The organism is Rhodospirillales bacterium (assembly GCA_023898785.1).
Taxonomy (GTDB): domain Bacteria; phylum Pseudomonadota; class Alphaproteobacteria; order Micavibrionales; family Micavibrionaceae; genus TMED27.
Map to the genome: position 1 here is coordinate 1,186,153 of CP060239.1, position 25,878 is coordinate 1,212,030.

28 protein-coding genes are annotated in these 25,878 nt (G+C 48.5%); 25 read left to right on the forward strand and 3 right to left on the reverse strand.

The window, feature by feature from the left end; translation table 11 throughout:
- The first annotated feature begins 46 nt into the window (after positions 1–46).
- The 9 genes from H6859_06005 to H6859_06045 all read left to right on the forward strand — a co-directional run bounded on the left by H6859_06005 (position 47) and on the right by H6859_06045 (position 11,925).
- Positions 47–424 carry a response regulator gene (locus tag H6859_06005; GenBank protein USO04721.1) on the forward strand — a complete coding sequence of 126 codons (378 nt, stop codon included), beginning with the start codon at positions 47–49 and terminating at the stop codon, positions 422–424.
- Between the two features lie 71 nt (positions 425–495).
- The gene (locus H6859_06010; protein USO06714.1) at positions 496–1,560 is read left to right on the forward strand and encodes a chemotaxis response regulator protein-glutamate methylesterase; all 1,065 of its coding nucleotides are present in this window, start codon (positions 496–498) and stop codon (positions 1,558–1,560) included.
- A gap of 4 nt (positions 1,561–1,564) precedes the next feature.
- Entirely contained in the window at positions 1,565–2,422 is an 858-nt protein-coding gene (locus tag H6859_06015; protein ID USO04722.1) for a protein-glutamate O-methyltransferase, read from the forward strand.
- Between the two features lie 60 nt (positions 2,423–2,482).
- Entirely contained in the window at positions 2,483–4,135 is a 1,653-nt protein-coding gene (purH, locus tag H6859_06020) for a bifunctional phosphoribosylaminoimidazolecarboxamide formyltransferase/IMP cyclohydrolase (GenBank protein USO04723.1), read from the forward strand.
- Positions 4,136–4,595: 460 nt separating this feature from the next.
- A complete protein-coding gene (locus H6859_06025) occupies positions 4,596–5,090 on the forward strand; it encodes a hypothetical protein (protein ID USO04724.1) in 495 nt (164 codons plus the stop codon).
- A 65-nt stretch (positions 5,091–5,155) separates the two neighbouring features.
- Complete coding sequence (locus tag H6859_06030) at positions 5,156–10,681, forward strand: hypothetical protein (protein USO04725.1); 5,526 nt, start codon at positions 5,156–5,158, stop codon at positions 10,679–10,681.
- A gap of 132 nt (positions 10,682–10,813) precedes the next feature.
- Positions 10,814–11,182 carry a hypothetical protein gene (locus H6859_06035; protein USO04726.1) on the forward strand — a complete coding sequence of 123 codons (369 nt, stop codon included), beginning with the start codon at positions 10,814–10,816 and terminating at the stop codon, positions 11,180–11,182.
- 154 nt (positions 11,183–11,336) lie between these two features.
- Positions 11,337–11,705: a hypothetical protein gene (locus H6859_06040; protein USO04727.1), complete on the forward strand. Its 369-nt coding sequence runs from the start codon at positions 11,337–11,339 to the stop codon at positions 11,703–11,705.
- Between the two features lie 70 nt (positions 11,706–11,775).
- Positions 11,776–11,925, forward strand: a complete 150-nt coding sequence (locus tag H6859_06045; GenBank protein USO04728.1) for a hypothetical protein — start codon at positions 11,776–11,778, stop codon at positions 11,923–11,925.
- A gap of 2 nt (positions 11,926–11,927) precedes the next feature.
- Here the strand turns inward: H6859_06045 and H6859_06050 are convergent, their stop codons facing one another.
- Positions 11,928–12,419, reverse strand: a complete 492-nt coding sequence (locus tag H6859_06050) for a hypothetical protein (GenBank protein ID USO04729.1) — start codon at positions 12,417–12,419, stop codon at positions 11,928–11,930.
- Positions 12,420–12,549: 130 nt separating this feature from the next.
- On the opposite strand from H6859_06050, the gene H6859_06055 reads away from it, so the two are divergent.
- From H6859_06055 to H6859_06085, 7 genes are all read left to right on the forward strand, one after another.
- Positions 12,550–13,047 carry a hypothetical protein gene (locus tag H6859_06055; GenBank protein USO04730.1) on the forward strand — a complete coding sequence of 166 codons (498 nt, stop codon included), beginning with the start codon at positions 12,550–12,552 and terminating at the stop codon, positions 13,045–13,047.
- 45 nt (positions 13,048–13,092) lie between these two features.
- Positions 13,093–14,913, forward strand: coding sequence for an elongation factor 4 (gene lepA / locus H6859_06060; protein ID USO04731.1), 1,821 nt, complete (start codon positions 13,093–13,095; stop codon positions 14,911–14,913).
- Positions 14,913–15,320, forward strand: coding sequence for a nucleotidyltransferase substrate binding protein (locus H6859_06065; protein USO04732.1), 408 nt, complete (start codon positions 14,913–14,915; stop codon positions 15,318–15,320). Before lepA ends, H6859_06065 begins: the two co-directional genes overlap by 1 nt.
- Positions 15,310–15,663 carry a nucleotidyltransferase domain-containing protein gene (locus tag H6859_06070; GenBank protein USO04733.1) on the forward strand — a complete coding sequence of 118 codons (354 nt, stop codon included), beginning with the start codon at positions 15,310–15,312 and terminating at the stop codon, positions 15,661–15,663. The genes H6859_06065 and H6859_06070 overlap by 11 nt, the downstream gene beginning before the upstream one ends.
- Positions 15,663–16,016 (forward strand): hypothetical protein, encoded by a 354-nt coding sequence (locus tag H6859_06075; protein USO04734.1) that lies wholly within the window; start codon positions 15,663–15,665, stop codon positions 16,014–16,016. Before H6859_06070 ends, H6859_06075 begins: the two co-directional genes overlap by 1 nt.
- Positions 16,017–16,266: 250 nt before the next feature.
- Positions 16,267–16,893, forward strand: coding sequence for a hypothetical protein (locus tag H6859_06080; GenBank protein USO04735.1), 627 nt, complete (start codon positions 16,267–16,269; stop codon positions 16,891–16,893).
- Positions 16,890–17,069, forward strand: a complete 180-nt coding sequence (locus H6859_06085) for a hypothetical protein (protein USO04736.1) — start codon at positions 16,890–16,892, stop codon at positions 17,067–17,069. Before H6859_06080 ends, H6859_06085 begins: the two co-directional genes overlap by 4 nt.
- A 34-nt stretch (positions 17,070–17,103) precedes the next feature.
- Here H6859_06085 and H6859_06090 read toward each other — a convergent pair whose 3' ends face one another.
- On the reverse strand, positions 17,104–17,577 hold the full coding sequence (locus tag H6859_06090) for an STAS/SEC14 domain-containing protein (GenBank protein ID USO04737.1): 474 nt from the start codon (positions 17,575–17,577) through the stop codon (positions 17,104–17,106).
- Between the two features lie 100 nt (positions 17,578–17,677).
- On the opposite strand from H6859_06090, the gene H6859_06095 reads away from it, so the two are divergent.
- The 5 genes from H6859_06095 to H6859_06115 all read left to right on the forward strand — a co-directional run bounded on the left by H6859_06095 (position 17,678) and on the right by H6859_06115 (position 21,435).
- Complete coding sequence (locus tag H6859_06095) at positions 17,678–18,175, forward strand: macro domain-containing protein (GenBank protein USO04738.1); 498 nt, start codon at positions 17,678–17,680, stop codon at positions 18,173–18,175.
- Between the two features lie 80 nt (positions 18,176–18,255).
- Positions 18,256–18,984, forward strand: coding sequence for an SIMPL domain-containing protein (locus tag H6859_06100; GenBank protein USO04739.1), 729 nt, complete (start codon positions 18,256–18,258; stop codon positions 18,982–18,984).
- A 19-nt stretch (positions 18,985–19,003) separates the two neighbouring features.
- Positions 19,004–19,399 (forward strand): gamma-glutamylcyclotransferase, encoded by a 396-nt coding sequence (locus tag H6859_06105; protein USO04740.1) that lies wholly within the window; start codon positions 19,004–19,006, stop codon positions 19,397–19,399.
- A 7-nt stretch (positions 19,400–19,406) separates the two neighbouring features.
- The gene (locus H6859_06110; protein ID USO06715.1) at positions 19,407–20,237 is read left to right on the forward strand and encodes a ferritin-like domain-containing protein; all 831 of its coding nucleotides are present in this window, start codon (positions 19,407–19,409) and stop codon (positions 20,235–20,237) included.
- Positions 20,238–20,325: 88 nt separating this feature from the next.
- The gene (locus tag H6859_06115; protein USO04741.1) at positions 20,326–21,435 is read left to right on the forward strand and encodes a DUF3137 domain-containing protein; all 1,110 of its coding nucleotides are present in this window, start codon (positions 20,326–20,328) and stop codon (positions 21,433–21,435) included.
- On the opposite strand, the gene H6859_06120 is transcribed toward H6859_06115, so the two are convergent.
- Positions 21,432–21,755 (reverse strand): hypothetical protein, encoded by a 324-nt coding sequence (locus H6859_06120; GenBank protein USO04742.1) that lies wholly within the window; start codon positions 21,753–21,755, stop codon positions 21,432–21,434. The two genes, H6859_06115 and H6859_06120, sit on opposite strands and share 4 nt — an antisense overlap.
- A gap of 152 nt (positions 21,756–21,907) precedes the next feature.
- Here H6859_06120 and H6859_06125 point away from each other — a divergent pair, with 152 nt between their 5' ends.
- The 4 genes from H6859_06125 (at position 21,908) to H6859_06140 (ending at position 25,870) form a co-directional block, all read left to right on the forward strand.
- The gene (locus H6859_06125; GenBank protein USO04743.1) at positions 21,908–22,546 is read left to right on the forward strand and encodes a hypothetical protein; all 639 of its coding nucleotides are present in this window, start codon (positions 21,908–21,910) and stop codon (positions 22,544–22,546) included.
- A 216-nt stretch (positions 22,547–22,762) separates the two neighbouring features.
- Entirely contained in the window at positions 22,763–23,299 is a 537-nt protein-coding gene (locus H6859_06130; GenBank protein ID USO04744.1) for a hypothetical protein, read from the forward strand.
- 91 nt (positions 23,300–23,390) lie between these two features.
- Positions 23,391–24,359 (forward strand): hypothetical protein, encoded by a 969-nt coding sequence (locus H6859_06135; GenBank protein ID USO04745.1) that lies wholly within the window; start codon positions 23,391–23,393, stop codon positions 24,357–24,359.
- A 116-nt stretch (positions 24,360–24,475) separates the two neighbouring features.
- Complete coding sequence (locus H6859_06140; protein USO04746.1) at positions 24,476–25,870, forward strand: sigma-70 family RNA polymerase sigma factor; 1,395 nt, start codon at positions 24,476–24,478, stop codon at positions 25,868–25,870.
- Positions 25,871–25,878 lie beyond the last annotated feature (8 nt).

Genomic DNA, 25,878 nt, shown 5'->3' on the forward strand with positions numbered 1-25,878 from the left:
AAGTGTAAACTGCTCATAATGATTAAAATCTGAAAGGGCCCTATTCATGAAATCTTGCCTTATTGTTGATGATAGCCGCGTTGTACGAAAGGTTGCGCGGCGCATAGCCGAAGATCTGGGCTTTGAATGTGATGAAGCTGAGGATGGTCAAAAAGCCTATGATGCCTGTCAGGTCAAAATGCCTGATGCCGTATTGCTGGACTGGAATATGCCCATCATGAGCGGTATTGAGTTTTTAGAAAAATTACGCCAAATGGAGAATGGCAGCCATCCCAAGGTTGTTTTTTGTACAACTGAAAATGACATGAACCATATCCAGCGCGCGATTCAGGCGGGAGCCAATGAATATATTATGAAGCCCTTTGATAGTGAAATTATCGAATCTAAATTCATACAAATCGGATTACTTGAACAATCCAGCTAACATATAAGATTCAATAGAAGGATTATTGGCTTCAACTTATGAGTACGACTTCAAATAAAAAAATCCATATCATGCTGGTTGATGATTCTGCGGTTATTCGCGGTGCTTTGGGGCGCATTATAGATCCTGCGCCGGATATGACCGTTGTGGCCTCGATTGCGAATGGCGAGATGGGGATCCGCTCTGCAGAAAAATATAAGCCGGATATTGTCATTCTGGATATTGAAATGCCGGTGATGGACGGTATTACAGCCCTTCCCAAAATTCTGGAAGCAAGCCCAAATTCAAAAGTCATTATGTTCTCTTCTCTGACGGAAAATGGCGCAGACGTGACGCTTAAAGCATTTTCTCTGGGCGCTGTCGAATGTATTGTCAAACCATCAAGCACACAAGGCGTTGGTGAAGGTTCAGAGTTTCAGCGCAATTTGTTGAAAATTATCCGCGGCCTTGTCCCTGAAAGTGAGCGCCGTGCTGTAGATGTAACGAACCCTTCGGCGAGCACCCCTCCGGCGCAAACAACGCTTAAAGAATTTTCTTTGCGATCAAGCGTTGGTGTTTATCCCGGCAGCCCTTCTATTATCGCCATTGGTTCTTCAACCGGGGGGCCTCAAGCATTGTTTGAAGTCATCAAAAATTTTGCTGGCATTCGTATTCCTATTGTCATTACGCAGCACATGCCCGCAACTTTCACAAAAATCCTGGCCCAGCACATCACACAACATACGGGTTGCAAGGCGCATGAAGCTTCGGATGGCATGCGTATTGAAAACGGCAAAGCGTATGTTGCTCCGGGAGGTTTTCACATGAAAATTTCCAAGGAAGCTGAGGGGTTGGTTGCCAGACTGGATAATGGCCCACCTGAGAATTTCTGCAAACCATCTGTTGAGCCGATGTTTCGTAGTGTTATCGACATTTTTGGCAATAAGGTTTACGGCATTATTCTCACCGGAATGGGCAATGATGGTATTGGTGCGGGTAAGCTTCTTACCGATTGCGGGGCGCGTCTGGTTGCGCAAGACGAGGCGTCCAGTATTGTTTGGGGAATGCCAGGCGCCGTTGCCAAAGCCGGGTATTGTACGAATGTGTTGCCACTTAGCGAGATTGGGCCATATGTTAGAAAGACCATAGCAGGATAGCATTATGAAGATTACAGACTTCGATATTTATAAAGATTTGCTCAAGGAAAAATCCGGACTTGTTTTAAGTCAGGATAAATCCTATTTGGTGGAATCTCGTCTTAACCCTGTGGCTAAAAAATGGGGTTACGATTCACTTGAGGCGATGACGATGACCCTGCAGGGCGTACCAGATAAAGAGCTGGTTCGTGATATTGTAGAGGCGATGACAACCAATGAGACCTCGTTCTTTCGTGATTCCCGTCCCTTTGATCTGTTTAAAGATACGGTTTTAAAATATATGAAAGAGGCCCGTGCTCCGCGTAGACGTCTGCGCATATGGTGCGCCGCTGCATCAAGCGGGCAAGAGCCTTATACGATTGCCATGCTTTTAAAAGAAGCGGCGATGGAATTTCCAGGCTGGAGTTTTGAGATTATCGCTACAGACATTTCGCATGACATTCTCAACCTTGCCCGTGAGGGGAGATATACGCAATTTGAAGTGCAGCGCGGTCTGCCTATTCAACTGCTTATGAAATATTTTACACAAGACGGTGATCGCTGGCAGATTAAAGACGATATTCGTAAAATGGTCAAATATGACTATTTCAACTTGCTGGACCCTATGACCAAACTTGGTACGTTTGATATTATTTTCTGCCGTAATGTGCTGATCTATTTTGATGAGCAGACGAAGGGCGCCGTGCTGAACAAAATGGCCCAGCAAATTGAAAAAGACGGCTTTTTGTTTTTGGGCGGGGCGGAAACAGTTTTGGGCATTACCGACTCTTTCAAACCTATTCCCGATAGGCGCGGTCTTTACGCCGTTGAAGGCAGTCCTCTTTTGAAAATATCACAAACCGATACGCAAGCTCTTGCTTAAGTTTGCTTAAAGGCTTAAATAATCACGTCTGCAATCTTTAAAAACATAAGAGACGTGTCCATGAGTTCTTCCGAAGTTTCACAAGCTGCCGCCCCAAATGATTTCCAAGAAAATATTATCCGCGATCCGCGCGCGGTCAAAATCAAGCGTGCTTTAATATCGGTATCCAATAAAAACGGCATGGAGGATTTCGCACGAAAACTTGAAGCACACGGGGTGGAAATTCTTTCTACTGGTGGCACGGCCAAGATGCTTAAAGATGCAGGCATAGCGGTCAAGGATGTATCCGAACATACCGGATTTCCTGAAATTATGGATGGGCGCATTAAAACATTGCACCCGAGTGTGCATGGCGGCATTTTAGCACGGCGCAGTGACAAGGCGCATGTGCAGGCGATGGAAGACAATGATATTGTCGATATTGATATGGTTGTCGTTAATCTCTATCCGTTCATGGAAACGGTTCAAAGCGGCAAAAATTATGATGAATGTATAGAGAATATCGATATTGGCGGTCCGGCGATGATCCGCGCAGCGGCCAAGAATCATGAGTTTGTCGCTGTGATTACCGATCCGCAGGATTATGATAAAGTTTTGACGGACATGGATCACCATGACGGGGCGGTGACATATAAGACACGCAAAGCTTTGGCTGCGACAGCATATGCGCTTACCGCAACATATGATTCCAATATTGCCAGTTGGTTTGTTGAGCAGATGGGGGATGATTTTGGCTTTCCAAGACGGATCAGCTTTTCGGGGACGCTGAAACAAACGCTGCGCTATGGCGAGAACCCGCATCAAAATGCGGCGCTTTATACGGTTGATGGCTCTGTACGTCCCGGCGCTGCGCGCGCAACGCAAACTCAGGGGAAAGAGCTGTCTTATAACAATCTCAACGATACGGATGCGGCGTTTGAGCTTGTAGCCGAATTTGATGAGCCGGCGGTGGCGATTATCAAACATGCGAACCCGTGCGGCGTAGCGATGGCTGATGATATGCTGGAGGCTTACAAGCGCGCTTTTGCCTGCGACCCGGTGAGCGCCTTTGGCGGGATTATTGCGCTAAACCGCACTTTAACAAAAGACACGGCTGAAGCCATATTGCAGAAATTCTGTGAAGTAATTATTGCACCCAATATTGCCGCCGATGCGATTGAAGTCCTGAAAGCCAAGAAGAATGTGCGGGTGCTGACCACAGGCGGGATGCCGAATTTGACGCAAAAACGCCGGATGGTCACGCGCATTGCGGGCGGCTTGCTGGTGCAGGATTCCGATAACGGGCAAACATTGGAAGACGATTTGAAGGTGGTTACGGACCGCGAACCGACCAAAGAAGAACTTAAAGACATGCTGTTTGCTTTCCGCGTGGCCAAGCATGTGAAGTCCAATGCGATTGTTTATGCCAAAGGTGGCGCGACTGTGGGTATTGGCGCCGGACAGATGAGCCGGGTGGACAGCGCACGCATTGCGGCGTGGAAATCCGCCGAAGCAGCCAGAGAGCTGGGCCTTGATGAACCGCTGGCCAAAGGCTCGGTTGTGGCTTCGGATGCGTTTTTCCCGTTTGCCGATGGGCTGATAAGCGCGGCGGAAGCCGGCGTTACGGCAGTTATTCAGCCGGGCGGGTCTATCCGCGATGAGGAAGTCATCGAAGCGGCGAATGAACGCGGCCTTGCCATGGTGATGACTGGCATGCGGCACTTTAGGCATTAATATCCCTTCTTATGATGTCATCCCGGAGGCGATGCGACTTGTCCGCCGAAGTCTTGGCGTAGGCGGAAGCATTGCTTAAACATCCGGGATCCATATGCGAACCGCTTTTAGCGGTTCTCTTTTCCCAGATCCCCGCTATGCCAGACCGCTTCGCGGTCGCTGCGGGGATGACGCCCCGTAAACTTTTTCCATATTTTTATAATTCTTAACGGTTTTGTTAAGACTTTTTTAACCCTGCATCTATACCATGAGAACTGAAATATAAGGGCGCAGTGTTTTAAGTGTGCGTCCGGACGGATGAAAAACCCGGTTAAGAGGTTGAAAATCCAAGATAATAAGAGGGTATGAAAAAGACAGGTTTTCAAGGCTTAATACACGAAATCCCCTTTCATTCCCCCTTACTAAAGAATAACCCGCAGACACCATAGATAGATGTCTGCAAAGATGAAAAAGGTTTTATATGGGATTTTGGTTACCATTCTTGGCACTCGCAGGCGGTGGCTGGTACGGCGCCAACAAATTGAGCGATGGTGCGCTGAACGAAACGGCTGGCGCGTTTATCAGCGACAGCGCCTCGAACCTTGGAGGAAAGGTTGTTGATGGCGCGCTCGATAAAGCCGGGCTGGATGATGATTCCGCTATGGGCAATTTCTTTAAAGACCACTGGGGCAAAACACTTTTAGGCGCGGGCGGCTTGCTCGGCGCGATGAAACTCCCCAAACCTTTACGCGGCCTTGCTATGGCCGCAGCTGTGGTTATCGGTCTTGTCACGATCGTACAACATTATTCATCGGAAAAACTTCAGGGTGATTTTGAGGTCGCCGGGGCCGATACGCAGGAACTGGCTTTGCCTAATGTTCCTTCACGGAATAACCCTGAATATGTCCTGCAAAACAAAAACGGGGCCTTTGATTTGGGAATTGATTTTAGAGCGCCGGAAGCGGAGCCATCATAAGAATTTTAATAATAAGTCCGTAAAAAAGGGCGTGAATAAAAAGAGTAATTTAAGAGGGTATTGAAATGGCCGATACGGCAGAAGAAAAGAGAAAGAAGGACGAAGAGAGCATAACGGATATTATGTCTATGCTATATGGCGGCGGCTACGCCTACTATCGCCCTGCCTCTTTCAGGCCTGCTGTCCTTACCTCTGATGACAATGAAAGCCCTGCTGCAGACGCGGTTACCCCTGTTGCCGTTACGACCGGGGCAGCAGGCGCGGCTGTGGCTACTCAACAGACAGAACCGGAAACAACGGAAACGGTTATGGAGCTGCGCGGAAGCGATGGCCAGCTTATAGCTCTTGATCCGGCGGTTCTTGAAGGGCCGCTGGCGGCGCGGCATCGTTTTGCGAGTAATGATCCGCGCCTGACATTGACAAAGGAAGATATTGATAATGGCGCGGATAAAGCGCTGTTTGACTTCTGGCAAGAGAAAAAAGACGCGGCCAAGCTTTCTTTTGAAGTTGATACCAGTCTGTTTTCTGGAGAATTGAAAGAAGACGATCTCTTAAAGAACAAAAGCTTCGAAGAGGCCGCCAAAGTTCTTTATGAGATGGAGCATGGTAAAGGCGCGGCAGCACCCAAAAAAGGTTATAGCGAATGGGGCATGCAATACATGTCCGATGTGCAAACCCGCATTGCCGATGGTATCAGCACATATAGCGATTTGAATAATCGAACGGCTGACCAAAACGTTGCCATGCTCTATATGATGAATGTTATCGACCATAAAAACACTTCAATGTCAGGAGTGTGGCGTGGCATCAAATCCATGGCCACGGACTACGTGAGTTGGGGCATTGCCGGTGCATCATTTGTAACAGGCTTTTTCTCAGGTGGCGCAGGTTGGGTTGCTGGTGGTACTGCTTTGGCTGCACGTGCGGCAGCGCTTGCTCCGAAAATGGCCGGCAGCGCCTTTGGCTTAGCCCTTAAGAACAAAGTTACGCAACAAATTACCACTAAAGTTGCAAACACGGCCATTGTACAAAACATTGCCCAGCACAAAGCGACACAATTTATTGCCAATCATGCGGTGACCAAGGCCTTGACGAGTGAGGCAGCCGTTACAGCCGGACAAGCCGCTATTACAGGCGCAGCTGTTGAAAGTTTGCTTTCAGACAGATATCTGACATATGAAATTGAGAATAAAGGCCATCAGGCGCTTGGTGACAATAACTATGAATATAGTTTAGGGCGCGGTGTGAATGCTCTGGTTATGGGCGGTACATTTGGCTGGGTCCTTGGACGCGGTGGTGGCGCTCTTGGGCACAGCCTTGGCAAAAAATTCAAAAAGAACGCCGATGGTGTGGCCGATGAAGCAGCGGCACCTGAAGCCGAAGCCAAAACCGAAGCCAAAACCGAAGCCAAAACCGAAGCCAAAGCCGAAGCCGAGACGCTGAAAACCGATACGCCGAAGGTGGATGAGCCGGTGGTGGAGCCTGTCAAAACGGATGAGCCGGTGGCAACATCGCCGGAAGCCGACAATATTGCGACTGAACCGCCAGAGGTTGAGTTTCCTGATACCAAGGCGGAGAATGAAGAAAAATATAGTGAATATTTCCCCACAAGCGGACCCAAGGATAGGGTTTCGCCCAAGGATGTCGTTGATCACCTAGAACGCGTAAAAAACAATTCCTCTAGAGATGTAAATCAGGATGATCACGTTGAAGTGACACTCACGGGAACAAGAGAGCAGGTTAATAAAGTTATTGATCGTCTTGGTGGTGGCAGTGGTGGTGCTCCGGCGGAGACAGCAGGGACGACGCGCGCGGCGGAAGTTGAGACGGGCGCGCCAGCGCCAGAGGCAGGGGCAAAGCCCGGCAAAGCTGCGGATGATGGTAAAGCGACAGAGACGGTGGAAGCGGTGGAGCCGGAAGCGGTGACAAAAAAACCGGAAGCGACAACCGCTGGTGCAGATGAGGTTCCCCTCACACACACACCACCGAAAAAGGCGAATAACAAGGCAAACCTTATCGATGCTCCTGAGCGTAGCTGGATACACAAAGTCATTCATTGGTTTCCTGTGACCAGAATCGGCGCATGGATTCCGGGCTCCGTAAACCCGGCAGGCCACCTTCCACAGGAGTTGAGTTTCAAAAGATATATCAACAGCTATATCAATACAGTTGACGATCTCATTCTTGGTAAATCAGCCGGGGAAGGCGCTGGCGGGGCAAATCAGCGAACAGCCCAAAACATTGCTAAAAGAACCAAGAGCGTTATCGGCGATAACGGCACGTTAAAAGATCTTGATGTCATCTTTAACAAGTTAGACGAGGATTTGAAAAATATCGCCAGCCGGGTCGATGTTGGCGGACCGGAAAGCCTGACGAAAAAGCAAGCTCAGGAAATGGCGATTGACGTTGTAGAAAACTTTACAACAAACCACAAAGTCGCCTTAAAAGAGTTCAATGACGCCCTTTCCGGCATTACAGCGGAAATGAAACTGGAAAGCCAGCTTGCCGAAAAAATAGACTTGCTCAAATTCGGACAGCAAAAAAGTAGTGACGTCAAGCCCGACCCCGGTAAACTGGCCGATGAAGCTGAAGTCCTTATAGACCGCTACGAACAAACAACCGGGCGAGATTTTATAGGCAAAGAAGAGCGCATCCAATTTATTCGAAACGGTGCGCAGTTGAGAGGCTCTGATAAAAAATGGGAGCAGTGGCGCATTGATAGAATGGACGGTAAAAATCAGTATTTTTATCTTCCGAGCTATCAGGCCAATGCGATGTTCCAAGATGCGAAGGGCCTACAAGCGACCGTGCATTCTTTGCTTGACGATAATTTCGCCACGGGTGAATACGCCAAAGAGCTTGCCGAAGGCCTTAAACACCCGGAAACCGACGTTCAAAGCCATGCCTTCACCAATACCGTTGATTTATTGATCAACCAAACCCGTGGCGCCCGCATGCGCAGAGAAAACCGTGATGCCTCGCAAAATCTGTTCTGGTTTATGCGGGGTGCCGCCAAGCCCGATACCGACCTTATTGAGATCAACCGCAAAGTGAATGTTCTAAGTATAGGATATGATAACCCCTATAAGCGTACCTACCATGAAACATTGCCTGGCGGGCAGCCCAACAATATGGAATGGTCGATCATGGATGTCGAGAAGATGGATCCGGCAGATGCGAATCTGGCAGACAAATTGCTTGGGATTTCTGACACGGCATATACACAGGGCAATGAACATTTGTTCCTTGAGGCCTTTAAACGCCTCAACCAACGGTCCATCAAAAAAGGCTCTGACGGCGTAGTAAGCGGTGAGCGAGTCCTCATCAAAGCGTTTATATCCAAACTGAATGGGATGAGGGCTTTGCGTAAGGCTGCCGGACCCCACTATGAACATTACGAGAAAGCGATACGCGCTCTGGAAGATGCAACGCATTCTCCCTATGAATATGCGCAGCGAGAAGTGCATTCCATGTATGCCCGAGGCAGTTATATACCGTACCACGCGCGCAAATTTGTAGGTAGAGGCAGCGCAATATCAACACCCGGGCAGATGTACGTCACTGCGTGGCGAAGCAAAGCTACTCAAGCTTATATCAAAAGCAGGCTCTTTGGTGGACAGATTAAGCAGCAAAAAATCGATGAAGAAAACAGCATCTTCTACCCGACATGGAAGTATGCAGGCCTGGTGGGAGAAGATGCAAAAGGGTGGGCAAAATGGAGCGCACGGCTTTCGCGTATCCCTGGATACAACCTTGCTACGGACCCTTTAAGATTAGGCTACCATACCACTAAGTACCTGATGACTAACCGTTTTGCGCATGAAATGGCTATAAATGTCGGTTATTTTGGCCTTCAGGCTTGGGCTGTGGAAGAAGGGCTTGAAGCGGCCGGTTCATATTTCATTCCAGAATACTGGAATGATACCTGGATAACCGACGAGGAAGGGAATATCGATATATTGGGGTTCCGGCCCGATATTGCAAATCGCTTTGCAGAATATGCTGTTATGTGGCCGGTCGAGGCCGCTCTGACGCCTGCTCGCTGGACTTTTAGTGCGTATGATTGGGCGATTGAAAAAGCGTTAGGGAAGGAAAATGATGGCCTGTTCGGCACGGGGCTGGAATCCAAACACCTTTCTTTGTATCAAGACCTTCCTTATACAAAAGATCTTTTTGGCAAAAAGCACAGTCTTGCGAGTGGTTTTGTAACCCTATTGGGAGACCGCTGGGATGATGTTGAAAATCATAGCACCCCTTCCGATGCTTCCACTCCGGAAGCGAAAGACCAGCAGCAGGCGATTGATGTGCCGCCTGATGTGGACGCGGCGTTTATCAGAAACACGCTGGACCCCAACATTGCGAAGCGGAAAACCGAGGTGGAGATTGCCGAAAGCGCATTGAAGACCGCGCAGAGAGACCATGCCCGTTTGAAGAAAATCGCCGGTAAGGACGATTCTGACGTGAACATAACGGCCCGTGACGATGCGGAGACTGCCAAAAAGAATGCTCAAACTGCTTTGGAGCGGCATGAGACCACTCTGGAAGCTCTCCAGTTTGAGCGCACAAAGGCGGTGATTGCGTTTAGAGCCTCGAAGTTTAAGGATGATCCCGGCCTTCAAAGCAAGATCACCGCAATTTTGTGGGACATGCAAGATGCCGGGCCGAAGATCAGCAAAAAATTTGACTTGCTGGACGACGCGTTGTTTACCGGGGCTCTGGACCTGGCCGGTAAAGAGGGCGAGTACACGAAAAAAGACCTTCAAGGGGCCATTACCAAGGTCTTCCCGGCTGATAAAAAGAGCCGCAAGAACGATCAGGAAAACCAGCCCTATAGCCAGGGCGGTACGCGCCCGAGCGAGAGCTTCGGCAAGATGGCCGAGGACGGTGTTAACTGGGCTCTGGACTGGACCGGCGCAGATGCCAAGAGCGGGTGGCTGGGCCGGACGTTTAACAAGCTTGGCGATTGGGGCCGGGCGTTTGGGGGCTTCTGGGGCGACCTTTCCACCCCGTGGAAGGCCGGCATTATTGGCGTTGCGGGCTTTTTCGGCATTGGCAAGTTTTTGAAAAAGCAGCTCGGCGCGTTTGGGAATCTTCCGTTTGTCGGGCTTATTCTTGGGCTGATCGGCTTTGCGCTCACCGGTAAAGCAGCGCATGCCTACATGAACCGCCCGAAAAAAGGCAGCGTGCAGGGCACGAACGGTTTTAACCCCAATCCAACCGAAGACAGCCAGAAACATGGCGAGAAAAAAGCCACGATGGGAGGCGTTAAGACCACTGGTAAGTTTACAGTCATGAAAGGTCAAAAAGTTACGGATACGCGTGAAATCGAGACCGGTATGTATGCCGTGCAGGCTAATACTTCCGGCAAAAAAGGCTTTGCGCCCCGGAATGTCGTCTATCTAATGACCAATGACGGCATTGGCGATAGTGCCCTGGAAGATCAGGCGAAGACGGCGCGCCATATTCCGGTCGGGCTGAAAAATGTGATCTCCGCCAAGGACAGCGCGTTTGACGGTATCACGCATGACAACAGAGCGCTGCGCCGCACCAGTGCCAACGATTTCGAATATGACGCGCCGGCGGTTGCTTAAGCTCTTACAGGCAAAGCTTATCAAGCCCTTTATCCGCCCTTGTCTAGATGCTATGATATTGTGTTGGGGTGCATATGCGCCCGGTTTCTATGCATCCATCCTTTCGCCCTTTTTTCCGGGCACATTCAAATTATGACCGACAAACCTGAGCATAAAAAAGACAGTATCAAGAAGGCCTTCACGCCCGGTGAAGCCAAGGACAAGCCGTCTTTGTTCCTGCCGGACGAGATGGATATTTACTGTAACAAAATTACCAAAGAAACATTTATCTTTCATGGAAAGGCCATTGATTACGACGCTTTAGAGCGCATGGAATATGACCCCAAGACCCACGAGGTTGATGTTTTCTTAAAGGATGGCAGCGTTTTGGACCTGGGCGTGAAAATCCAGTGGCTAATCCGGCCTTATTTTACCAAAGCCGAGGAAGTGCAGATTGTTCAAACCAAAGACGGCGAGGCGATTGACGGGACATTCGTACCCATCACACATAAAGGTAAATAAAAGGTTAATATTCACCTTAAAGTTCGCATGTAAATTACTGAAAAATATAGATATTTTCTTTGATTTTTTGAAAAATGTCATGGTACAATATATTTGTTAAAGGCGGACACAGGCAGATGTGGTCTTTCAATAAAAATGTGGTTATACTGCTGTTATGACAGAAGATACCCATAATGAAATTTCAGATCGCCCGAGCGTCGGTAACCTGACGGACTTTGTTTATGGTGTAAATGAAGATAACCGTCTGGATATTGAAGTTGCTATCAAAGAGGATGGTCGTGTTGTTGTTTTTCACAGTCATCCTTTTAAAAATGACATAGCCTGGTTTGAATTTGACCTAGATACAAACAAACTGGATTTTGTCATGGATGACGGTGATATACGCGATATTGGCCTTCCTCTGTCACAGAGCGTTGCGGTCCATATGCAGAATTCTCACCAGATTCTGATGGTTTTGTTGGACCCAGAAACCGGAGAAGCAAAGGAAGGAAATTATATCCCGTTGATTATTCATCGAAACTAAAAACGTCTGCGTCATTAATAAAAAATTAATAAAAAAACATTAACATAATAGATAATTAGAGGAGTGTGACATGTCAGTTATCGATATGAAAACAATTGCCAGCGACAGCTTCGGCATAGATTTTCAGGGGACCTTCAGGACCGCTTGCTTTGGTGGGCAACAACTTGATTCATGCGCTGCCCCTGTGGTGACCAATGCCATGGATCTCACCAACGGTTAAGATCAACCGCACCACACGCGGGTGATTGTACCCGCTTTATCAATTTCAAAATTCACCCGGGTGGGGCTGTAGTCCTGTGTCTTAGCATCACCGGGGCGTAAAATACGGTAAGGGCGCTCACCCGTTGAGGCGCCCTTTAATGCATCCAACATCTCTTGCGACAGTTTCAACCCTATCCAGGGTTCAAAGTTACATGTATAGCTTTTTAATTCCGGCGGGGTCGCAGTCTTTATCGCTGCGCCAATAACAGGATCTCTCCCTGGCGCAACTGTCGTACCTCCCCGGCCACGGTTACTGACCGGTACATCGGGGATCATTTCCTCCAGCGTATCGGGCAGGCGCTGTCTGCCTTCCTTTTGCCCTAGCCCGACAATAAGGCCGAAGACCAGCGGCACAGCCAACAAGGCCAGCCAAAGCGCCGGGCTGGAGGGGCTGGGTGCGGTCCGATCTTGCAGGATAATCTTTTTCTCAGGCTGCTTCCGTTCTTCGTCCATTGTTTTACGTTAAGCGTTTTGCACTTTTCACTCAAGCATACTTTATCTTTCCTTCATGTTTCCCTTGACGTAAAGATGAAAATGCTATAATTCCCATAATTTTATTTCGCGGAGATAAGGGTATATATTTATGGCTAAAAAACGCTTCGAACTAGGCGATCTGACGAATGAGATGCGCCTCAGCATAAACGGCCTGCCACCGGCCCAGCACAAATTTACAAAAACACTGGTAAAAAATGTTGTTTTAAATGTGATTGATGTCTTCACGAGCTTTGATGAGCGAAATCGCTTTACTGGCGTTGTGGCATTTGTTCCAACCTATAATACTGAAGAAGCAAAAAAATCGCTTCGAGAAGGAGATGTCATCTCTGTTCGAACGTTCCTGCCGATTGAAAAACTACATTGTTTGTCTGAAACCGATAACACAAGCCTAACGTTAAAGGAAATAGAGGTTAACACCTGGGGGGACGGCGTTATCACATGCTATGATACCACTCCAAAAGACTTTACACCGGGCACAGATGAAAATAATGAACGCGCCATGGATGCGATACGTGCAATGTCTCAAGGTCATAATTATACCGATGAAGACCTTAACGGTCCGGGATCAGATTCCACGCCTTCATAAATCCACGCTTGCTTTTCGCTGTTCCCTCGCCTATTCCTTTTGTCCATGAGCACACATGAGACCAAACCACTCGAACATATCCGTAACTTCGCGATTATCGCCCATATTGATCATGGGAAATCGACGCTGGCGGACCGGTTGATCCAGACCTGCGGGGGGCTGGAAGAGCGCGAAATGCAAGAACAGGTGCTGGATAACACCGATATTGAGCGCGAGCGCGGGATTACCATTAAAGCCCAGACGGTGCGCCTCGAATACATCGCCAAGAACGGGATTGCCTATCAGCTTAATCTGATGGATACGCCGGGACATGTAGATTTTTCTTATGAGGTTTCGCGCTCGCTGGCGTCGTGCGAAGGCTCTTTGCTGGTCGTGGATGCGTCCCAAGGCGTGGAAGCACAGACGCTGGCCAATGTCTATCAGGCGCTGGATAACGATCATGAGATTGTGCCGGTCATTAACAAAATCGACCTTCCAGCGGCCTGCCCGGACCGGGTTAAGACCGAGGTTGAGGATGTCATCGGACTGGATTGCTCAGAGGCAATTGAGGTTAGCGCCAAGACGGGGAAAGGCATTGATGCGCTACTCGAAGCGATCGTCAAGGTCCTGCCGCCGCCGCATGAGGGGAGTGCGGACAAGCCGACCAAGGCTTTGCTGGTCGATAGCTGGTATGACATTTACCTGGGCGTGGTGGTGCTGGTGCGCGTCGTGGACGGATATCTTCGCAAGGGCCAAAAGATCAAATTTATGTCCAATGGGCGGGTGCGTGAGATTGACCGCGTTGGGATGTTCACCCCGAAAAAGGTGGAGTTAGACGTGCTGGGGCCCGGCGAGATGGGGTTCATCACGGCCTCGATCAAGGATATTTCGGAAACCAATGTCGGCGACACAATCACCGATGAGAAGCGCCCTTGCGCAGAGCGTTTGCCCGGCTTTAAACCGTCGATCCCGATGGTGTTTTGTTCGTTTTATCCGGCCGATGCGGGGGATTTTGAGAAGCTGCGCGAGTCCTTAGGCAAAGTAAAACTCAATGACGCAAGCCTGCATTATGAGCCGGAGAGCAGCCAAGCGCTCGGCCTTGGTTTTCGCTGCGGCTTTCTCGGCCTGCTCCATATGGAGATTATTCAGGAGCGGCTGGAGCGGGAATTTGATCTTGATCTGATCCCGACCGCGCCAAGCGTGGTGTATAAGCTGAACCTGACCAATGGCGAGAAGATGGAGCTGTATAATCCGGTTGATATGCCAGAGGTGCAGCGGATTGAAACGATTGAGGAACCATGGATCAAGGCAACCATTTTGGTGCCCGATGAATATCTGGGGGGATTGTTACAACTGTGTCAGGAGCGGCGCGGGGTGCAGCTTGACCTGACTTACGCCGGGGGGCGGGCGATGCTGATCTACCGTCTGCCGCTCAACGAGGTGGTGTTTGACTTTTACGACCGGCTGAAGAGTATTTCCAAAGGCTATGCCAGTTTTGATTATGATCTGGACGGGTATGGGCAGAACAACCTTGTGAAGTTGGAAATCCGGGTGAATGAAGAGCCGGTGGATGCGCTGGCGATGATTTGCCACCGCGATAATGCGGAATCGCGTGGTCGCCAGATGTGCGAGCGGTTGAAAGAGTTAATCCCGCGCCAGATGTTCAAAATCGCCATTCAGGCGGCAATCGGCGGCAAGATTATCGCGCGGGAAAATGTCTCCGCGCTGCGCAAGGACGTGACCGCGAAATGTTACGGCGGGGACATTACGCGCAAGAAGAAGCTGCTGGAAAAGCAGAAAAAAGGCAAAGCCAAGATGCGCCAATATGGTAATGTAGAAATTCCACAAAGCGCGTTTATCGCCGCGCTGAAAATGGGGGATGAGTGATGAGCGAGCGTTGGAAGCAACGATTTGAAAACTTTGAGAAGGCTTATAGCGTATTGGCTGATGCGCTTGATGCTAATTTCAGTGACCTGTCCGATCTGGAGAAGATGGGATGCATTCAGGCGTTTGAGATTACGTTCGAGCTATCGTGGAAAGTGATGAAAGATTATCTGGTTTACTCAGGAATCAATTTGATCGAGATTAGCCCGCGCAAAGTGATTCAGGAAGCGATGGCAGCAGGGCTTATTCAGGACGGTGATATGTGGATGAGCATGCTTAAAAACCGCAATCTTACATCACACACCTATGATGAATCGCATATTTTGAGCGGTGTTGAGATGATTGAAAGAGATTACTTACCGCATATTACGGCGCTTTATAACTATCTTAAAGGGCGGCATGATGGTTGAGCCGAACCGTTATGAAGACCAGCCTTTCGGCCTGCCGCCGCTGACGATTGACAATATCCGCCGGTTTCTTATGGGCTGGCCGGAGATTGAGCGCATAGAGATTTTCGGATCGCGCGCGATGGGGAATTACCGTTATAACTCCGATATTGATATCTGCGTCTGGGGCGAAGCTATAGATCCCGACCTGTTTAGCCGTATCCGCTCCGGGCTGCAAGATCTACCGATCCCTTATAAGATTGACGTGGTGCAGTATGAAACCATCTCCCATCCGCCCTTCAAAGCGCATATCGACGAACACGGCGTTGATTTTTTTAAGGCGCTCAAGATGGGGAGGGGGGAGTGATGTTAGATTTTATTTCTGAAAACAGCCAATTTTTAAGCGTCCTTACAGTTACTTTTGCGGGACTTTTCGCTTTTATAAAATGGTTAGACACCAGAAATAGAGAACTCAAAGAAAAACGTTACTCAAAGTACATGCAGTTGATTAGCGTAATTTCAGGAAAAAGAGAAGATAGTTCTCCCTCTAATTTACCAGAGCAGATTGCCGCTACGTGGTTTTTGATCGAATACAAAGAATACTTCGAAATAACAAAGAAAATATTTTCTAACAGTGACTTAAAAGAAATGGCCGATGAAACATGGATTAAGCATGTCCTGCCTCAGATGCAAAGCATGTTAAAAGAAATATCAAAATAAATCTTTGGAACCGTCCCCTGCCCAAAAATATCATTCCTTTTCGTCATTGCGAGGAGCCGCAGGCGACGCGGCAATCCAGCCTTTTGAACCACGAATAAACACAAATACACACAGATGAGATTGCGAGAGAAATAATCTGTGTTCATCGGTGTTTATCTGTGGTTAATGTTTCTGGATTGCTTCGCTGCGCTCGCAATGACATGATATTGTTTCAGCACAGCCAAAAAGATAAGGGAATGAATTAACCCACATGACCAATCTCGCGCATAAAATTCGTGACAAGATCCGTGAGCTGCAAAGTGAGGTTGAAACCGAGCTGTCCGAGAAGCGTGATGAGTTCCAATACCGGTTGGAACGCCGTAAGGTGATTTTCGAGCAAGAGGCGCTGGCCCTGCAGCGCGAGGCCAAAATGGGCCTGATCCGATACCTTCGGGAATCACGGTTGCTGGTCGTGCTGACCTCGCCGCTCATCTACAGTATGATACTTCCGATCATGATTTGCGATCTGTTTGTCAGCGTTTATCAAGCGATCTGTTTTCCGATTTACGGCATTCCCAAGGTCAAGCGCCGCGAGTATGTGGTGATGGATCGCAAATATCTAGCCTATCTCAACATCATTGAGAAGATGAACTGCATTTACTGTGAATATGCCAACGGGGTGATTGCCTATGTGCGCGAGATCGCCAGCCGGACGGAGCAATATTGGTGCCCGATTAAACACGCCAGAAAGCTCAAGGACCCGCCAGCGCGTTATTACGGTTATCTTGAGTATGGCGACAGCGAGGCTTTACACAAGAAGTGGGAGGCACAGCGCGATAAGTGCCGGGCGTGTGAAGTGCCAGGTAAGTGCACCGGGAAGACGGAAGGTGAGCGATGAAACGTAGATTGGTGATTGCGGGGATTGTGTTGGCGGTGCTGGTGGCCGGGGCGTTTATATATGACGCCGTCACCGCAAAGCCGCAGCGCGAAATTCTGATTGATAAGGATTACCGCCCTGCTCCGCCGAAGACCTATGCGCCCGTAGATGAGACGCTGACGCCGATGCCGAAGTAAACGTCGTTGCACTCCTCGCAATGACGATGGCGTCCTAGGCTGCCAGTTCCCGGGCGCCGACGATCCAGTCTTTCGCCTGTTCGACCTCGTCCAGCCCATAGAATTTTACTTCACCAGGGAAGAAGGGCTTAAACAGCGCGGTCATATTGCGAATCCAGCCCTCGTCTGTGACAAAAGCGATATGCGAAAGATCATTCCAATGTCTGATCCCGTAGCTCATATCATCCCACATGGCGGAAAGTTCCATGCCGCCGAAATCCCTAGCGATCACAAGCATCATTTTCAACGGCTTGTGTTTTTCCAGCATCTCGTCGCACAGCAGCAACATGCCGTCAACGTAGTCCTCGTGCGTCAATTTGCCACTCACCTCTATACCCAGTACGTTTTCGGGAAGGCCTTCTATTTGTTTAAACATTGTCTTTACTCCTTTTTGCATGGATATGGTCCCAGCGTATGCCTGTTTGCTGGCCTGCGATTTGACATTTATCAAGCGCGGCAAAATAGACACCAACCCCCCTTCCCCATTATTAAGAAATCGCATAGAATGGAGTTCGTCAGGCGCAGTTTTGCGCTCTTTCAACGCGCTCTTTCAAAACAAGGACAAATCCATGATTAAGTATGTTTCCGGTGATATTCTTCTTAGCGATGCGCAAGCCATTGCACACGGCATTGCGCCGGGCGATCATTTTAATCAGGGATTGGCGTTGACGCTGCGTGAGCGTTTTCCGGCGATGGCAAAGGATTTTCGTCATTATTGTCATCAAAGCAATCCACCGGCCGGTGGGGCGTGGCTGTGGGCCGGGCCGGACGGGGTGATTATTAATTTGATGACGCAGGACCCTGCGCCGGATCATAATGCGCATCCAGGCAAGGCCAGTGTTAAAAATATCTCTCATGCTTTGAAAGAACTTTGCGCGATTATCGATGCGGAGAGTCTGAGTTCCGTTGCTCTGCCGCGGCTGGCAACCGGTGTCGGCGGACAGGACTGGGAGGATGTCAAGCCGTTGATCGAAGAGCATCTGGGCGGGCTTAAGATTCCTGTGATCGTTTATGAGGCCTATACCAAGGATGAAAAAGCAAAAGAGAATATTCCCAAAGCTGCATAGGGGTCCGCTCACTTTTCAAAAGATTGCTCTTCCTTTTTCAAATCGCTATGCTGGCTTTTCCAGCAATCAGGAGGACTTTCATGCGTGTAATTTTGATACTGGCCTTGGCCGCTGTTTTCTCATTCCCCCAAACGGTGGCGGCGCAATGCGGCGCCAGTCCTGCGCCCGATCTGCCGGACGGGCATTTGATGATGAATTTCTCGGCGACCGAGCGGCGCGATGTTGAGCAGGATCTGCTGGTGACGACGCTGTCTTATAGTGCAACCAACCGTGATGTACGCGCATTGCAAAACGAAGTTAATAGCACCATGAAAAAAGCACTTGAGCGCGTCAAACGAGAAAAGGAAGTTGAAGCGCAAACAGGAGCGTATCAGGTGTATGAAACCAGTGATCCACATACGAAAGAACGGCTTTGGCGCGGATCTCAGAATATTACGCTCAAATCCAAAAATGCGGATGACTTGCTGGCTCTTAGCGGAGATTTGCAGGATATGAAGCTGGCAACGCATGGGCTTAGCTATACGCTTGACCCTGAAACGGCTGCAAGCGTTAAGGATAGTTTGATGGAAGCAGCGCTGATACAGCTCCAACAGCGAGCGGATCGCGCGGCGAAGGCGCTTGGAAAGTCCAGCGCTTCTTTGCGTGAGGTTACAATTGTGAATGAGGACGCCTCCTACTCTAACCTACAAATGTATGAACGCAGTATGGTAGCGGACGATGCGGCAATGGATATGGCTGTGCCGGTTGCCCAAGCCGGAGAGACAACAATCAGCCTGAGCGTGAGTGCAACTGCGGTTTTGAAACCTTAATTAAGAGCAATATGAATCCATGGCCTTGCTGTTTCTTTACGGCACATTAATGCGGGGGTTTCGCAATGCCGCGCAGCTTGATCTCGGGCATTTTTTAGGCCCGGTGCGTACGGCCAGAGAGGAGTGCAGCATGGTGGCATGTGTTGATCCTCCTTATCCGTTTCCGGGCGTTATTGCCGGACACAGCCATATCGCCGGGGAGTTATATGATGCGGGCACCGATCTGTTACGTCGGCTTGATGCTTTTGAGCTTGAAGGTCAGGAATACATGCGTGAAACCATAGCCCTAAACAACGGTGAAAGTGCGCAGTATTACAGGCTTATTTATCCAAGCAGGATTACGGTTGTTGACCAGCATGCACAGATTGATTTTAACAAAAGCGAAAATTGCTATCGCTGGGTTCACGTAGAGTAAAAAAGTGATGATAACATTATGCGAAGCGGCAATGGATGTGTTGAGCACGCCTGAAGCGGTTAAAAAAGCAGAAAAGACAAGGCAATATGCACAGGCGTGGCGCGCTGGCGATATTTGCAATATCGGGCACGCTGATCTGCCTGCCAGACCGGCGCGCAGTGAAAGGCCGCAGCTTCTTGCTCCCAAAGACATGCCTAAACGTGCGAAAGCCGGAAGCCCGCGCTCCAAAATCGCTCTACTCCATGCGCTGGCGCATATTGAGCTTAATGCGATTGATCTGGCATGGGATGTGATGGCGCGGGGGTTTGATTTAGGCGGCTTTACGCGCCCCAAAGACTTTTACGATGATTGGGTTAAGGTGGCAGATGACGAAGCCAAGCATCATTTGATGCTGGAGGAGCGTTTAAATGCGCTGGGCGCTTCTTATGGCGACCTGCCTGCCCATGACGGTTTGTGGGAATCCTCGGAGAAAACGGCGCATGATTTTGCGGCGCGCCTTGCGATTGTGCCTATGGTTCTGGAAGCGCGTGGACTGGACGTGACGCCGGGAATGATTGCCGCTATGGAGAAACAGGGCGACACCGAAACGGCCCACATGCTGCAAATTATTCATGATGACGAGATTACGCATGTGCGCGCAGGAACGCGCTGGTTTGAGGCATGGTGCGCGCATCATGGAAAAGACGTTGAGGAAACGTGGCAGGATTTGGTTCGCACCTATTTCAACGGGCAGCTTAAACGCCCATTTAATCACCCTTCTCGCGAAGAGGCTGGGATGATCCGCGATTGGTATGAACCGCTGGCCGAGGCGTTGAATGATCTCGAAGACGTGGCTTAGACTCAGGACCTAAAAGACAAAAGGAATTCAAGCACTCTTTGGCAAAGATTTCTTGTCCATAATGACAATAGCGTGTTTAATTTAGCCTATGAATGACACTCCAGAGCATACAGATACGCCATCACCGGAGCCTGAAGCGCAGGAGGTTTCGCGCAGCCGGGATGACGATTTTTCCGTGATGGTTGAACGGTTAATCCGCGATGCGGAAGATATGCGGCTATCGTTTATGAAGCGTCACCGCACACGCGGGAACGTGACCATGACATTGGGGCTTATCAGCCTGACAATTGGCGCGACCGGATTTGGTTGGTTTTTGTTTATGGAAGCCGACATCCTGCGCGCTGTTGGCTCTATGTTGCTTGCGGTTATGATCCCGGCCTTACTGCAAATCTGGAACAACGGGATTTTGAAAGACTACGAGCGCAGCTATAAACGAGAGTTTTTGCCGCGCCTTGCCCAGGCTCTGGGCGGGTTTAAATTTCATCCTTCACGCGGGATCGGGCGTAAAATTATCGCCAGAACCGGGTTGATCCCGGCTCATGACATTTATGAAGCTGAAGATTGTTTTTTGGGGCATTATAAGGGCGTTAAGGTGTTGTTTTCCGAAGCGCGCCTTAAAACCAAGAAAAAATATATAGCGCCTGTTTTTGATGGCGTGTTTGTATTGCTGGAAATTCCTAATGCAGCAATCGAGGGGCATACAATTCTAACGGCTGATCGGAACGCCTATCGCATGTGGCGATCATCACGCTGGGGAAAGCTTCAAGACGTTCCGATTTCGACCGGCAACAAAAGCTGGGATCGTTTTCAAATTCTTTCCGATAATCCTGAGGGCGCAAAGCTTTTTATCGGTGAGCGGCTGCTCAAGGAACTTGCAGAAGCGGCTGATATTTTTGACAATGCGGATATTAGCGCGTCGTTTTTCAAAAGGAAATTTGTATTCCTTATGATTCCATATAAGGGCGATATGTTTGAAGCCTCCAACATTCATATTCCGGTTGCGACGAAACAGCATGCGATGCAATGCAAACGCGAGATCGAGCAGATTTTAGAGATTATTGATGTGTTTGATCTGTATCAAAAAGCGGATACGCCGCCTGCCGAGGTTAAAAACGAGGCTGAAAAAGCGGAAAACTCGCAGCCTGATTCATCCCTCTCACAAGAACCTCCAACGGATTCAGGTTTGGAAACAGATTAAATCTGCGCCCGCAGGATGATTTCGCCATCGTGGATGAGCACTGATTTTTTTGCGCTTTTGGGCAACGGGATCCCTGCTCCCCGGCAAAACATCATAAGCGCGGCGGCCAGAAAATCCCGGGCATATTCACGAATTTCTATACTTTGATCTGCTGGATTTTCAAGTGTCAAGACAATCTGCGATGTGTCAGAATCTTTTTCTTTTACACTGGTCACTGCACCCGGTGGGGGTTTTGGCAACTGTTTTTGTACACTCAGGGCGTATATAGCCTTGTAAACTTCATCCTGACTAAAAATAATTCTACGATCTTCACGGGGCATAAGGGAAAAATCAACCTCGGCGTCTTTTTAAATACGCCCGTATAATAATAAGAAAGTAATAGGCAGGATAGAAGAATTTTATTAATATCTGCATGATATAGTTTATTAGTCCTTCAACGCTAATCACTTTTCAGCAGAAAGCAGTGGAAGTCGTGAGCGAAAAACCAAAATCAGATAAAAATAACGATGAAACGGCGCAAGGCGTTTTCAGCGCAGTTGACAGTGTTGCGCAACGACTCTCAACCATTGAACAGTTTATCGCCCGGCGCTTTGATGAGATTTCGATGGAAATTAATGCGACATCTCAGCAAGTCGATATGGCTGAAGAAGGTATTATCAAGCGGTTTGCCGAGATTTTAGAAATTCTCAAGGCCGTTTCCTATGCCGGAGACGGCTCAACAGCGGCCAATGCCGGGGTAGAGCTGGACGCGGTTGTGGAAATGACCGAACAAGCAGCTAACCGGATTTTGGATGCGGCGGATCATTTAACCAGCCGGATTGAAGAGGAAAAAAACTCTTCTACAGATGAAGGGCGCAAGCAAGCCTTTGAAGAGATGGGAAAAGACGTCGAAGAAATTTATATGGCATGTTCGTTTCAGGATATTACCGGCCAGCGTATCCGTAAAACGCTGGAGAATTTGCGTATTATCGAAGATCGTCTCGGCAGCGCACTTGACAAAATGGGCATTCAAATAGATGTAAACCCAGAAGATCATGTTGCGATTAAAAACAAGCTTTCTACGCAAAACGATATTGATAATTTCTTCCAAACAAAAAAAGGTGAGAATTAGCTTAAGGGCATAGCTCTGCGCTTTTTTATACTTACTCCTTTATACCTGCTCCCGCCGCATCTGTTTTGCGGCGGTTTTTATATACCGAAAGTAAATATATAAAATTTTATATAAATACAGTTTAAGTAATATTTGTAACTATTACTTAAAGTTTTATCCATAATTCAGCAAATATTTACTTCGTCTTCGTATCCTCTAAGAAAAAAGAGGGTCACGATGGTGAATATAACTGCCTTAAAAGCAGAATTTACACAAAAAACAATAGAGGGACGGATCAGGGGACTTGCATGCAGGCTTTATAAACTGGCAGCAGATCCACAAGCTCCGCACCAGCGTGGCCCACTTTTTATTTCCCTGGATAGCGCATTTAAACCTGCCGCTGAGTATGACGGCATGCTTGGCAGCATGATGCTGGATAGTTTTTTGGGCACGGCATTTGCCGATGCCGGCAACGATAATACCTCCTCCGGAATGTTTGAAATTGGCGGTACACAGGAAATGGATTTTTTAGGTGAAGCGGCCAGTGAATATTTAAAAGATCATGAAAAACAAGCCCGCGGTCAGGGCAGCTTTGCACGCACAGAGCATAAGAGTCTGTGCAATCAATTTTCAACGATGCAAGAATGCGACAGCTTTGCGGCTAATCACCCGGTCCGCCTGCAGATTGAAGAGGCGCTGGCGGCGCTCAGCCGAACATTAGGCGTAGCAAAACGCAACACGCACACCGCGCCCATATTAGAGTTTTGCACTTAAAACACCTTTGAATTGAAAAGCTTGGCCCCTTCTTCTCATTAAGATATGATGAATTTGGATTTGTAGATTCAGCCCCACGCAACGAGCTCTTATGCAAAATTTTACTTCATCATTACTGCGCGAAAAATTTGTTATTCACGACCCTAAGGCCGGAAACAAAAAAGAGAGTGCGATTATCGCGCTGAGCAATCGTTTTGTCGTTGAGCTTGAAACCCCCAAAGACAGTTTGGATGAGGTCTTTATTGTCCGGGGGCACAACATGCATTCCGTGGTGCGTATGGCGGCGCGCATTATTCGTGAGTTTGAGCAATTGGGGCCAATTGCCCGGCGTCAACCGCCTTTTGATTGGGAAAAAGCGTGGGGCTCTATCGTCAATGATTATGAATATGCTTATAATCCACAGCGCTGGATTGCGATTTACCATGGCGGAAAATGCATTTTTTCTGCCGGAGAGTATCACCCGTTTCTGGACATGATTGAAAAATGCGACCATGGCAACAATCAAGATTACGATTACGCTATTCCGATGGCTGAAAAGATGTTTGAGGCTGCGGGAAAACGTTTGAATATTGATCATGATGCCAATGTGGCGTTATCTGTACATTTTGAGAGAGGTGAAGGGCGATGCGGCGTGATTTTGCGCGGTTCAAATCAGACAACGACCTTTAGTTTTGTTGCAAAGTCAAAATCATCCGGCCATGCCATTAACATTCCACAGTGCCTGGGCGGCGCGGCGGCGTTTTTGGAAGGTGTACAAATGGCCTTTCTGATGGGAATGAATACAGAGAAAATCCGTATCGGTCTGATTGAACGATTTTCCAAGGAAGAGAAGCAAACCCGTGAGGGCAAGCAGCGGCTGGGCCGGCTAGCCAATGAAATCGCCAACATGGAGGCAGCGCACGAAGTGCGGTATCGCCCTGAAAAGCCAGAGTTTTATTTGCTCATGGCGCAGGCTGAAGAGCTGGGACAACGGATTTTGGAGCCGCCTGAGAAAGCGCCAGAAGGTAATGAGCTTGATGCCCCTACTGATGGAAACACTCCAGATGGTGAAGAGGTTTAAAACATCCTTATTCCATTGTATTTTTAGGTATATTAGAAAAACTTATTGTTTTTTGCTTATGATTATGTAATTGTTGTGGATTCGTTTATTTAGGATGCTGACGTCTTTATATTGCCATGAGTCAAACTGCGTATTCTGAGTCCATAAACATCGCTTTTTCCCAAGAGGCTGAGCATTGGGAACAGAATGGTCTGTCAGACGATTTTTCGAAGCAATTTGATACGTCGGCGACATTTTGGGCCTGCGCCGAGGAAAACCCCTCTAACGATGCAAATGAAAGCACACCTTATGGTTATGACAAAGCAGAAGAAGGTGCCCTATTAGCCTGCGCAAAAAACGGAGACGAGACCGCCTACAATACGCTTTTCTTCAAATATGAGCCAAGCATGAGGCGGCTTCTTATGCGTTTTCAAACAGCTGCGAACACGGATGACATTTTGCAAGATGTTTATATGAAAGGCTGGAGTGGCCTCAGAAATTTTAGAGGAGAAAGCTGCTTTCATACATGGATATACACGATAGCCCGTAACGCGAGCATAAATTTTTCAAAAACCAATAAAACATACGATGGCACTAGCTATGATGATCTTTTTGACAGTGATCTGTATGGCCTGTCTCTTGAGGCTGGCAGTGATGTTTTAGCTTTTTGGGAAGACAGGGAAACTCTGCAGGCTTTCATTGCGGCTCTTGAGGCACTGCCTGACGATATGAAAAAAACTTTCCGCTTAAGAATTATTGAGATGAAATCCTGTGAAGAAACAGCCGCCGCTCTCGGTATTTTAGAAGGAACCGTTAAATCAAGAATTTTCAAAGCTAAGAAACATATAGAGGAGGAATGCGCGGCGCGCGGGATAGATTTACAACTTACCAAAACAATGAAAAAGCCGAAAAAGAAAGCCCCTATCGCCAAGACCGTTTCTGTCGATAGTAAATGCAGCCCACGATATCCCAAACTCAGCCACGATATTATTGTTGGCCATATTTGGTCGCATCTTGAAAAATTTGGTGCATTTCCTCACAAACGTTCCGGTGAAGTTTTTGATAAAACCAGTGAAAACTGGTGTGCCCTTGATATGGCAGGACAGGCGAGGTGCCGGGGCTTAAGCGATGGTATGACACTCAAACAGCGCATATGCGCTGCCATACAAGAAGAAGCAATATGCCACGCGAGATTAAAAGGCGAAATTCCTGAAAAAGACAGCGGAGCCTTGCCAAATCATCCCGATTTTGATTGGGAAATGGTTGATAATTTTCTTAAAAGTGCCAAGGGCCGTTATAAACTTTCACTCGAAGACGTGCTGGCTGATGTGGATTTTAGTGAGGCTTTGGAAATATATGAGCGGCGCATCAAGCAAGAGGCAGCGCAGATGCCAACGCCGGATGCGCAGCATCGGGGCGTGAGCACACTCTATCCATGGAAACCCAAAATATATGATGGACTCACGCGTGAATACGAAGAACAGGCTATCCTGGCGGCTCTTGCGTTTCCTATCCCCGATATAGAGCCTTAAAACCCTGC

Excerpts from the sequence above, each read along its gene's own strand:
- H6859_06140 (USO04746.1), top strand. The coding sequence starts at position 24,476 with ATGAGTCAAACTGCGTATTCTGAGTCCATAAACATCGCTTTTTCCCAA.
- H6859_06110 (USO06715.1), top strand. The coding sequence starts at position 19,407 with ATGATAACATTATGCGAAGCGGCAATGGATGTGTTGAGCACGCCTGAA.
- H6859_06015 (USO04722.1), top strand. The coding sequence starts at position 1,565 with ATGAAGATTACAGACTTCGATATTTATAAAGATTTGCTCAAGGAAAAA.
- H6859_06025 (USO04724.1), top strand. The coding sequence starts at position 4,596 with ATGGGATTTTGGTTACCATTCTTGGCACTCGCAGGCGGTGGCTGGTAC.
- H6859_06050 (USO04729.1), bottom strand. The coding sequence starts at position 12,419 with ATGGACGAAGAACGGAAGCAGCCTGAGAAAAAGATTATCCTGCAAGAT.
- H6859_06045 (USO04728.1), top strand. The coding sequence starts at position 11,776 with ATGTCAGTTATCGATATGAAAACAATTGCCAGCGACAGCTTCGGCATA.
- H6859_06085 (USO04736.1), top strand. The coding sequence starts at position 16,890 with ATGAAACGTAGATTGGTGATTGCGGGGATTGTGTTGGCGGTGCTGGTG.
- H6859_06035 (USO04726.1), top strand. The coding sequence starts at position 10,814 with ATGACCGACAAACCTGAGCATAAAAAAGACAGTATCAAGAAGGCCTTC.
- purH (USO04723.1), top strand. The coding sequence starts at position 2,483 with ATGAGTTCTTCCGAAGTTTCACAAGCTGCCGCCCCAAATGATTTCCAA.
- H6859_06100 (USO04739.1), top strand. The coding sequence starts at position 18,256 with ATGCGTGTAATTTTGATACTGGCCTTGGCCGCTGTTTTCTCATTCCCC.
- H6859_06080 (USO04735.1), top strand. The coding sequence starts at position 16,267 with ATGACCAATCTCGCGCATAAAATTCGTGACAAGATCCGTGAGCTGCAA.
- H6859_06005 (USO04721.1), top strand. The coding sequence starts at position 47 with ATGAAATCTTGCCTTATTGTTGATGATAGCCGCGTTGTACGAAAGGTT.
- H6859_06115 (USO04741.1), top strand. The coding sequence starts at position 20,326 with ATGAATGACACTCCAGAGCATACAGATACGCCATCACCGGAGCCTGAA.
- H6859_06070 (USO04733.1), top strand. The coding sequence starts at position 15,310 with ATGATGGTTGAGCCGAACCGTTATGAAGACCAGCCTTTCGGCCTGCCG.
- H6859_06055 (USO04730.1), top strand. The coding sequence starts at position 12,550 with ATGGCTAAAAAACGCTTCGAACTAGGCGATCTGACGAATGAGATGCGC.
- H6859_06040 (USO04727.1), top strand. The coding sequence starts at position 11,337 with ATGACAGAAGATACCCATAATGAAATTTCAGATCGCCCGAGCGTCGGT.
- H6859_06030 (USO04725.1), top strand. The coding sequence starts at position 5,156 with ATGGCCGATACGGCAGAAGAAAAGAGAAAGAAGGACGAAGAGAGCATA.
- H6859_06010 (USO06714.1), top strand. The coding sequence starts at position 496 with ATGCTGGTTGATGATTCTGCGGTTATTCGCGGTGCTTTGGGGCGCATT.
- H6859_06130 (USO04744.1), top strand. The coding sequence starts at position 22,763 with ATGGTGAATATAACTGCCTTAAAAGCAGAATTTACACAAAAAACAATA.
- H6859_06120 (USO04742.1), bottom strand. The coding sequence starts at position 21,755 with ATGCCCCGTGAAGATCGTAGAATTATTTTTAGTCAGGATGAAGTTTAC.
- H6859_06105 (USO04740.1), top strand. The coding sequence starts at position 19,004 with ATGGCCTTGCTGTTTCTTTACGGCACATTAATGCGGGGGTTTCGCAAT.
- H6859_06075 (USO04734.1), top strand. The coding sequence starts at position 15,663 with ATGTTAGATTTTATTTCTGAAAACAGCCAATTTTTAAGCGTCCTTACA.
- lepA (USO04731.1), top strand. The coding sequence starts at position 13,093 with ATGAGCACACATGAGACCAAACCACTCGAACATATCCGTAACTTCGCG.
- H6859_06135 (USO04745.1), top strand. The coding sequence starts at position 23,391 with ATGCAAAATTTTACTTCATCATTACTGCGCGAAAAATTTGTTATTCAC.
- H6859_06065 (USO04732.1), top strand. The coding sequence starts at position 14,913 with ATGAGCGAGCGTTGGAAGCAACGATTTGAAAACTTTGAGAAGGCTTAT.
- H6859_06095 (USO04738.1), top strand. The coding sequence starts at position 17,678 with ATGATTAAGTATGTTTCCGGTGATATTCTTCTTAGCGATGCGCAAGCC.